Source organism: Kitasatospora sp. NPDC056181 (genome assembly GCF_042266225.1).
Taxonomy (GTDB): Bacteria; Actinomycetota; Actinomycetes; order Streptomycetales; family Streptomycetaceae; genus Kitasatospora.
This window is the reverse complement of the sequence record NZ_JBHJUK010000330.1, coordinates 1-1,690: the sequence shown is the minus strand read 5'-3', so window position 1 is coordinate 1,690 and position 1,690 is coordinate 1. Positions and strand designations below refer to the sequence as shown.

3 protein-coding genes are annotated in these 1,690 nt (G+C 74.0%); all 3 read right to left on the bottom strand.

The annotated features are described in order from the left end of the window. Positions 1-93: SDR family NAD(P)-dependent oxidoreductase (locus tag ACFC1F_RS43320; RefSeq protein ID WP_376167325.1), on the bottom strand; the 93-nt coding region annotated here is incomplete at its 3' end. Positions 94-246: 153 nt separating this feature from the next. Then, positions 247-384, bottom strand: a complete 138-nt coding sequence (locus ACFC1F_RS43315) for a hypothetical protein (protein ID WP_376167323.1) — start codon at positions 382-384, stop codon at positions 247-249. Between the two features lie 143 nt (positions 385-527). After that, positions 528-1,690 (bottom strand): MFS transporter (locus ACFC1F_RS43310; protein ID WP_376167321.1); only part of this gene is annotated, 1,163 nt, incomplete at its 5' end.

Sequence of the window (1,690 nt, the reverse complement as noted above, 5' to 3'; positions counted from 1 at the left end):
ACGCCCCATCACCACCACCCGGCAACCGCCCTCCAACAACCGCCGGGCGGTGGCCAGCCCCAGCCCCGAGGTCCCCCCGACGACAAGAGCCACGTCCCCAGCAACGTTCACGTCCGTTCCTCCTTCGGGACCGGCCGGCCCGCCCCCAACAGGCAGGCGCCAGCCGAATATGGGCACAACGGGTCATACGAGCCGAGCAGACACAGCAGGTGGAGCAGGTCCTGCGGGTGGTGCGGGTGGTGCGGTTCACCGGCCCGCGGGCGGCGACGCGGAGGTCTCCCAGAAACCGGCGTAGCGGTCGGCGCGGTGCAGGAGTTCCTCGTGGGTGCTCTCCTCGGCGATGCCGCTGCCGCCGACGCACGACGTGGCCGGCGCGCTGCACAACGCGGACCCGGCACCCGCAGACACCACCGACCGCCCGCCCCGCCAAGCCCTCACGGACCCGGGCGGCCCCGGCCGGGGCGAGCCCGCCCCGGCTGGACCGTCACCCCGGACCGTCACTCCCGGGCCGGCCCCGCCCAGGGCAGTCAGTCCTGTACCGCGACCAGGCCCCGCTCCTCCTGCTCCCCCTCCGCCACCGGCGCACCGGTGCGTGGCAGGACCGTGAACGCCACGACCGCCGCCGCCAGCAGGATCACCGTCCCCACGCTCATCCCCAGCGCATACCCGTCGTTCAGCGTCACCGGGGTGACGTGCTTGCCCGTGCGGTCGTGCGCCGCCGTCCCCAGCGCTGCCAGCCCCAGTGACGCGCCGATCTGGCGTGTACTGTTCAGCAGCCCGGACGCGCTGCCGGTCTCGTGTGCCGCCACGCCCGCGGTCGCGATCGAGACCGCGGGTGCGAGGCAGAGTCCGATTCCCACGCTCGTGACCACCGACGGTCCGAGGACGTCCGTCGCGAAGGACCCGTCCGCGCTCATCATCCCGAACCACCAGAAGCCCACCGCCGTCACCAGCGCCCCTGCCACCAGCAGGGACCGCGGTGCGAAGCGCAGCCCCAGCTTCACCGCCATGACCGAGCCCACCACCACGCCCAGTGCGAACGGCAGGAACTGCACCCCGGTGCGTGCCGGGCCCGCCCCGAGGACCCGTTGCAGGTACAACGACACGAAGTAGAACGCCGACGCCATCGCCCCGCCCAGCAGCAGCGTGTACAGGTTCGCCCCCGCCACCGACCGGTTCGCGAACAACCCCAGCCGCACCAGCGGATCCGCCGATGTCGTCCGCTCCACCACCACGAACCCCGCCAGCAGCAACACCGCCAGGCCCAACGTCCCCAGCGTCACCGCCGACGACCACGGATGCTGATCCGTGCGCACCACGCCCAGCACCAGCAACGCCACGCCACCCGTCGCCAGCACCGCACCCAGCACGTCAGGACGGCCCCGGCCACCCACCGCCGCACCCGCCGGCACCCGCCACGTCAGCAACAGCGCCACACCCGCCATCGGCGCCGTCACGAACATCACCCACTCCCACCCCGCGTACTGCGTCAGCACCCCGCCCACCAACACCCCGAACGCCCCACCCGCCGCGTTCACCGCGCTCCACACCCCGAACGCCTTCACCCGCTCCCGACCCGACGGAAACGCCGACACCAACAACGCCAACGCCGCCGGCGCCAACAACGCCGCCCCCCCCCCCCGCCCCCGCCCCCGCGCCCGCCGGCCACCCCGCGCCCCCCCGCCGCCCC